At 48.2% G+C, this 7,306-nt stretch carries 3 protein-coding genes; all 3 read left to right on the top strand.

The genetic code is table 11. The features are described from left to right. Nucleotides 1-200: 200 nt before the first annotated feature. The 3 genes from treZ to treY are packed head-to-tail and all read left to right on the top strand — an operon-like array spanning nucleotide 201 to nucleotide 7,207. Complete coding sequence (treZ, locus tag FVR03_RS23350) at nucleotides 201-2,042, top strand: malto-oligosyltrehalose trehalohydrolase (RefSeq protein WP_147924189.1); 1,842 nt, start codon at nucleotides 201-203, stop codon at nucleotides 2,040-2,042. A gap of 5 nt (nucleotides 2,043-2,047) precedes the next feature. Further along, a complete protein-coding gene (locus FVR03_RS23345; RefSeq protein ID WP_147924188.1) occupies nucleotides 2,048-4,474 on the top strand; it encodes a DUF3536 domain-containing protein in 2,427 nt (808 codons plus the stop codon). 6 nt (nucleotides 4,475-4,480) lie between these two features. Further along, nucleotides 4,481-7,207, top strand: coding sequence for a malto-oligosyltrehalose synthase (gene treY, locus FVR03_RS23340; protein ID WP_147924187.1), 2,727 nt, complete (start codon nucleotides 4,481-4,483; stop codon nucleotides 7,205-7,207). Nucleotides 7,208-7,306: the final 99 nt, after the last annotated feature.

Below are 7,306 nucleotides of genomic sequence, written 5' to 3'. Positions count from 1 at the left end.
TAAATAGCTCTATTTCAATCAATTTACAGCTTTCTTAGCCATTAAACAAGTGCCTAATTCAATGAAATAAAAACCAAATCAGTAGTTATTACGGGATCATTTAAGTTTAAGATGTTTAACTACTTAAATCGCTTAAAGATAGATAACCTATTGCAGGATTTGTAAGTTAATACAGCCTGTGACAAAATATTCTAAATCAGATGGGAATTACTAGAGCTATTGGAGCGGCATACACTGCCGAAAAAGGAACAACCTTCACTGTTTGGGCACCTGATGCGCAGCAGGTGGAAGTGATCATTTCAGCGCCGGAGACTACCAGCCTAACGCTTCAAAAAGAGGCTTTTGGGTACTGGACAGGCTCTTCAGACAAAGTGCTTCCGGGCGCCAGATACAAATACAGGCTTAATAACGAGACTGAACGCCCAGACCCTGCCTCACAATTCCAGCCTGATACCGTTCATGCTGCGTCAGAAGTTATAGACCATGGCAAATTTACCTGGACTGATGAGAACTGGAAAGGAATACCGCTGGAAAAATTTATTATCTACGAATTGCATGTCGGCACTTTTTCGGAGGAAGGTACTTTTGAAGGTATTATAAAAAAACTGCCGGAACTTCAGGAGCTTGGCATAACTGCCATTGAACTCATGCCCTTGGCACAGTTCCCCGGTGAGCGAAACTGGGGCTACGATGGGGTGTATCCCTTTGCCGTTCAAAATTCTTATGGCGGGCCTGAGGGGCTGAAAAACTTAGTGAACGCCTGCCACGAAAAAGGGATTGCTGTTATACTTGACGTAGTTTATAACCATATGGGGCCGGAAGGAAATTACCTGAATGACTATGGCCCTTATTTTACAAAAAAATATAACACTCCTTGGGGAGCCGCTCTTAATTTTGATGACGCACACTCCGACCATGTCCGGAATTTTTTCCTGCAGAACGCCCTTATGTGGCTTCGTGATTTCCATATAGATGCTCTTCGCCTCGATGCTGTACACGCCATACTTGACATGGGCTCCAAGCACTTTTTGCAAGAGCTTCAGGAGCATGTAAGCCAGCTTGGAGAGCAACTGGGCCGCGAATTTACTTTAATTGCAGAAAGCGACCTGAACGATGTACGCCTCCTAAACCCGATCGATAAAGGTGGCTACGGATTAGCGGGGCAGTGGATGGATGATTTTCACCATGCCGTGCATACTCTGGTAACTGGCGAACGGGAAGGCTACTACGAAGACTACGGAGACCCGGACCAGTTGGTAAAGACACTACAGCACGGGTTTATCTATAATGGCATCTACTCGGAGCATCGCAAAAAAACGCTTGGTACTGATGCTTCGGGCAATCCGGCAAAGCAGTTTGTTGTCTGCATTCAGAACCACGACCAGGTTGGCAACCGCATGTTAGGCGAACGCATTTCACAGCTGGTTTCTTTTGAAAAACTGAAGCTGGTGGCCGGGTTGGTTCTGCTATCTCCGTACACGCCTATGCTGTTTATGGGCGAAGAATATGGTGAGGACAACCCTTTTCTGTATTTTGTGAGCCACACCGACGAAAACCTGGTAGAGTTGGTTCGTAAAGGCAGAAAAGAAGAGTTTTCGGCCTTCAGCTGGAAAGGCGAAGCACCTGACCCGCAGGCGTTGGACACATTTCAGAAATCGAAACTGCAGCACAGCTATCATCAGCAGGAACAGCAAAAACAACTGCGGGAATATTATAAGGAACTAATCAAAATAAGAAAGGCCGCCGCTGTGTTTGCCCAACCTGACCATAGCAAGCTGCAGGCACATTTCGACAAGGCTACGCAGGTACTGCAGTTTACACATCTAAGCCCCACGCCTCACCTACACTGCCTGGTTAATTTCAGTGATCAGCCGCAACACGTAACTGTGCCTCAGCAGGCAGGCAGTGAATGGAATATTCTTTTAAATTCTTCTGACCAGCAGTGGGGAGGTAACGCCGCAGGATCGGAGGCAACAGAAAGTGAAACAAACTCTTTCTTGCTTCAGCCAGAATCTCTGCTTACTTTACAAAGCAAGAAATAAGTAACATGAAAGATAAATACATTTGCATACACGGGCACTTTTACCAACCGCCTCGTGAGAACCCTTGGTTAAACGAAGTAGAAATTCAGGAATCGGCCAGCCCCTTTCACGACTGGAATGAGCGCATCTCGAACGAATGTTATGCACGAAATTCTGCCTCCCGTATTCTGGGAGAGGGAGGCGCTATCGTAGATATCATGAACAATTATTCCCGCATCAGCTTTAATTTCGGCCCTACCCTGCTGGAATGGATGCAGAAAAAAGATCCGGAAACTTACCAGGCTATTCTGGATGCCGATAAAGAAAGCTGTGAACGCTTTTCGGGGCATGGTTCTGCACTGGCACAGGTGTATAACCACATGATTATGCCGCTGGCCAACTCCCGCGATAAGCACACACAGGTTATCTGGGGCAAGCATGATTTTAAGCAGCGTTTTGGACGCGATCCGGAAGGAATGTGGCTCGGTGAGACAGCTGCTAACACCGAAACCCTGGAGGTACTGGCCGAACACGGAATTAAATTTACCATTCTCTCGCCCTACCAGGCAAACAAATTCCGTAAAATCGGGGATAAAGAGTGGCATGATGGCGTTGGAGCTAAAATAGATCCGCGACGGGCATACCGCTGTAATTTACCTTCGGGCAGAAGCATCGCCTTGTTTTTCTACGACGGTCCTGTATCGCAGGGCATCGCTTTTGAAGGGCTGCTGAACAGTGGCGAACGATTTGCACACCGACTCGGCAGCACCCTCGACCAACAGGCAAAGGAGCCACAGCTAATGCACATCGCTACCGATGGCGAAACCTATGGCCACCACCACCGCTTTGGCGAAATGGCCTTATCGTATGCTATTCGGTTTATAGAGGAACAGCACCATGCAACCTTAACCGTTTATGGGGAGTTCCTGGAAAAACACCCTCCTGAATACGAGGCTAAAATTACCGAAGACACTTCCTGGAGCTGTGCACATGGCGTAGAACGCTGGCGAAGTAACTGTGGCTGCAACACGGGTGGCAACGGCAACTGGAACCAGGAGTGGCGAGGCCCCTTACGTGATGCCTTCGACTGGCTCCGCGACCAGCTGGCGCCTCTCTACGAAAAGGAGATGAAAAAGCTCACCGCCGACCCCTGGATAACCCGCAACGACTACATTGAGGTAATTATGGACCGGTCGGAGGAAAATGTGAAGCAATTCATAGCCTCCCATACAAGCCGCAATCTAAACAAGGAGGAAGAGTCAAGGTTTCTGAGCCTACTCGATATGCAGTACCACACCATGCTGATGTACACAAGCTGCGGCTGGTTTTTTGATGAAGTGACCGGAATAGAAACTGTTCAGGATATTTATTACGCTGCCAGAGCCCTGCAGTTAGCGTATGGCATCAATTCGCAGGACTACCGAACCGGATTCCTGAAACTTCTTGCCAAAGCAGAAAGCAATATACCTGACTATGGCAATGCGGCAGAAGTTTATAACAAACACGTTAAACCCACAATTATAAACCTATTGCGTGTAGGTGCACATTATGCGGTTGCCTCCTTGTTCTCTGACAAACCCGAGAACCTGAACCTCTACAGCTACAGTGCTACCTCCGAAAATTATGATCTGTTGGAAGCCGGCCGTTTGAAACTGGCTACCGGTCAGGCCAAAATACACTCGAACATAACCTGGAACGAAGATGTATTTACGTTTGCGGTACTGCACATGGGCGACCACCAGCTGTTCGGAGGAGTACGTAAATTTATAGACGACTCAACCTTTAAAGTCATGCACCTGGAGTTAAGCAATGCCTTTAACAGAGGCAACGTAAGCGAGGTCATTATGTTACTAGATAAATATTTTGAGTCTCACTACTACTCCTTCTGGCACTTGTTTAAAGATGACCAGAAAAAAATACTGGATCAGGTGCTGGAGCAAACTATGCATAACATCGAAAACGATTTCCTGAACGTTTATAACAATAATTACCCCCTCATGCAGGCCATGCGCCGTTTAGCCATGCCATTGCCACGCCCCCTGCTCACTACAGTAGAGTACATTGTAAATAACCGATTGCAGCAGGAAATAGCAAAGCCTGAAATTAACCCGCAGGAGGTACAGAAACTACTTAACGAGGCAGAGCGCATGAACGTGAAACTGAATGCCGAAACATTAAGTTTTGACATGGCAAAACGAGTGCAGGACCTGATGCAACAGTTAGGACAGTACCCCGACAATGTGAACCTGATGGACCTGCTGATAGATCTTATTAACCTTTTCCGCAAATCGCCCGTTGAGCCGGAATACTGGCACGCGCAGAACATAGCGTTTATGATGCGGAAAGAGATTTATGAGGACTACAAGCATTGGAGCGACAAAGGAGACGAAGGTGCTGCAGACTGGTGCCGTAAATTTGACCAGTTATATCAGAGTCTGAATTTAAAAGCATAAACATGTATGGTTTATATTCCTAAGGCCACTTACAGGCTACAGGTGTCGCCAGCCTTCACACTGAAGGATGTGCGCAAGATTATCCCTTACCTTCACGAACTTGGCATCAGCACCTTGTATGCGGCGCCTTTTTTTAAAGCTAAAACCGGAAGTGAACACGGCTACGATGTGGCTGAGGTAGAGCAGATCGGCCACAAGGTAGGTACAACAGAAGAGTTCGAAGAAATTACAAGGGAACTACAGGAGCGTGGCATGGGCTGGTTACAGGATATCGTGCCCAACCACATGGCTTACCACCCCGAAAACAGGTGGCTGATGGATGTTCTGGAGAAAGGGCAGAAATCGTACTACATCAATTTTTTCGATATAGACTTTGCTCACCCCGGATTTGGTGGCAAACTGATGGTGCCTTTTTTGGGCGACACACTCAAAAATGTTTTAAAAGAAAGACAGCTGAAGCTCACGTTTGGGGAGTCGGGCTTTAGTGTGAACTATTTTGAGACCTGCTACCCTGCCAGCCTCTCGGTTTATGAGCCGCTTATTTTGCAGATTCTGGAGGAAGCAGGCACAACAGCAGGCACGGAAGAGTTACGGCATAAGCTGGAACACCTGCAGCAAACAAGCAACTCCGACAAAATAGACATGGCACTGTGGCAACAGGTACTGCTAGACCTAAGCCACACCATCCAGCAAAACGAGGCTCTAAACCAGGCACTTGAAAAAGTGTTAGCAGGGGTTAATAACCACCCTGAAAGCTTTCAGCAGGTATTGGAGCAGCAGTATTACACTCTTTGCCATTGGCAACTGACGGAGCAGCAGATAAATTTCAGGCGTTTCTTTACTGTGAACGATCTGATCTGCCTCCGGATGGAACAAAAGGAGGTATTCGACAAGTACCATGAGTTTATAAAAAGATTAGTAGATACCGGTTTGGTGCAGGGACTGCGGGTAGACCATGTAGACGGACTCTTTGACCCTGACACGTACCTGGAGCGCCTGCGCCAAATGGCTGGTGAAGAGGTGTACCTGGTGGTGGAGAAAATTCTGGAAGGCCATGAAAACCTGCCGGAAGACTGGCCGATTCAAGGTAACAGCGGCTACGATTTCCTGGCCTGGATCAGCAACCTGTTTACCGACCCTACCGGCGAAAAGAAACTGACCTCGCTGTACAAGCAGTTGGTACCTGATGCCGCCACTGATTACGAAAAGCTGGTGTTTGAGAAAAAGATGTTTATTCTTAAAAACCAGATGCCTGGTGAGCTTGAAAACCTACTCCGCTACCTGGGGCAACACCAGTTGCTGACTCCAGAGTTTACAGAAGAGCAGTGGCGCAAAGCGTTGGGAGTTTTGTTAGCTTCTTTCCCGGTTTACCGAATTTACGCACGCTCCTTCCCGCTGTCGGAGTTGGCTGTTGAGGTAATTGATAAAGCCTTTGCCGAAGCCTTACACCGGGCACCAGATATAGAGGCACAACTGCTCCACTTGCGCTCACTATTTCAGCCAGGTGAGCAGGAACCGCAGGAGGTGCTGCAGCATAAACTCTATTTTGTTATGCGAAGCCAGCAGTTTACAGGTCCGTTGGCAGCTAAAGGCGTAGAAGATACTACCTTCTACAACTACAACCGCTTTATTTCGCTGAATGAGGTTGGTAACAGCCCTGATGTTTTCAACATCAGGCCCAATGAGTTTCATAAACTCATGAAGTACAAACTCAAAAGCTACCCGCACTCCCTGAACGCAACGGCTACCCACGACACCAAACGCGGCGAAGGTGCCCGTATGCGCTTAAATGTGTTAAGCGAACTTCCGGATGAGTGGGAAGTGCAGGTGCAGGACTGGCTGGCGATGATTCAGGAACATATTAAGCCTGGCTACCCGAAGCGTAACGATATTTATTTTCTGCTACAAACATTGCTGGGTGTATTGCCTGTAGATGGTGCCATAGACGAAAGTATTGTGGAGCGGGTACAGGAGTACCTCATAAAAGCATTCAGAGAGGCCAAGGTGAACACCAACTGGTCGGAGCCGAACGAGGAGTACGAAAGTGCTGTGAAAGAGCTGGTAGAGCACCTGCTGCTAAAGGATGAAAAGTTTATGCAGGCTTTCCGCCCGTTCTTCCTGAAGCTGGCGCATTACGGCTGGATTTATTCGCTCTGCCAGGCGCTATTAAAAGTCACCTGCCCGGGCGTACCCGATATTTACCAGGGCTGCGAACTCTGGGACTTTAGTTTGGTAGACCCTGATAACCGCCGACCTGTAGATTACGAACAACGGCAGCACTACCTGCAGGAAATGAAAGTGCAGGAGCAACAGGATGCTGATGGCCTGCTGGCCGACCTGCTGGCCAACCCGGCCGATGCCCGCGTTAAGCTGTACCTGCTTTACAAAGTACTGAACGTACGCAGAGACCTGCACGAACTCTTCAGCTTTGGTGATTACCAGCCGCTGAACGTTACCGGCAAACATAAAACACATATTCTTGCCTTTACACGTCGGTACGAAGGCCAATGGTGCATGGTGGTGGTACCGCGCCTGCTGGTGCCCGTGGTTTCTGAAGAGCAGTTGCCGCTGGGGCAGGTGTGGGAAGACACCACTATTGTTTTACCGCCTGATGCGCCTGCCGAATGGCAGCAGATTTTTGGTCAGCAGCAGCTTACCGTGCAGCCGGAAATTCCTGTGGCCGACATTTTAGACAAATTCCCTGTAGCATTTTTAACAGCAACAGCATCATGATCATAAAGAAACGGAGCAGCGGTTTGCTCTTACACATAACCTCTTTGCCATCGGCTTACGGCATTGGCGATTTGGGGCCTGAAGCTTACGAGTTTGCAG

This window comes from Pontibacter qinzhouensis, assembly GCF_008017455.1.
GTDB lineage: Bacteria > Bacteroidota > Bacteroidia > Cytophagales > Hymenobacteraceae > Pontibacter > Pontibacter qinzhouensis.
This window is presented reverse-complemented; position numbering and strand designations above follow the sequence as displayed.

Bases quoted from the DNA above. Each gene is read 5' to 3' on its own strand.
- treY (WP_147924187.1), top strand. From the start codon at position 4,481: ATGGTTTATATTCCTAAGGCCACTTACAGGCTACAGGTGTCGCCAGCC.
- FVR03_RS23345 (WP_147924188.1), top strand. From the start codon at position 2,048: ATGAAAGATAAATACATTTGCATACACGGGCACTTTTACCAACCGCCT.
- treZ (WP_147924189.1), top strand. From the start codon at position 201: ATGGGAATTACTAGAGCTATTGGAGCGGCATACACTGCCGAAAAAGGA.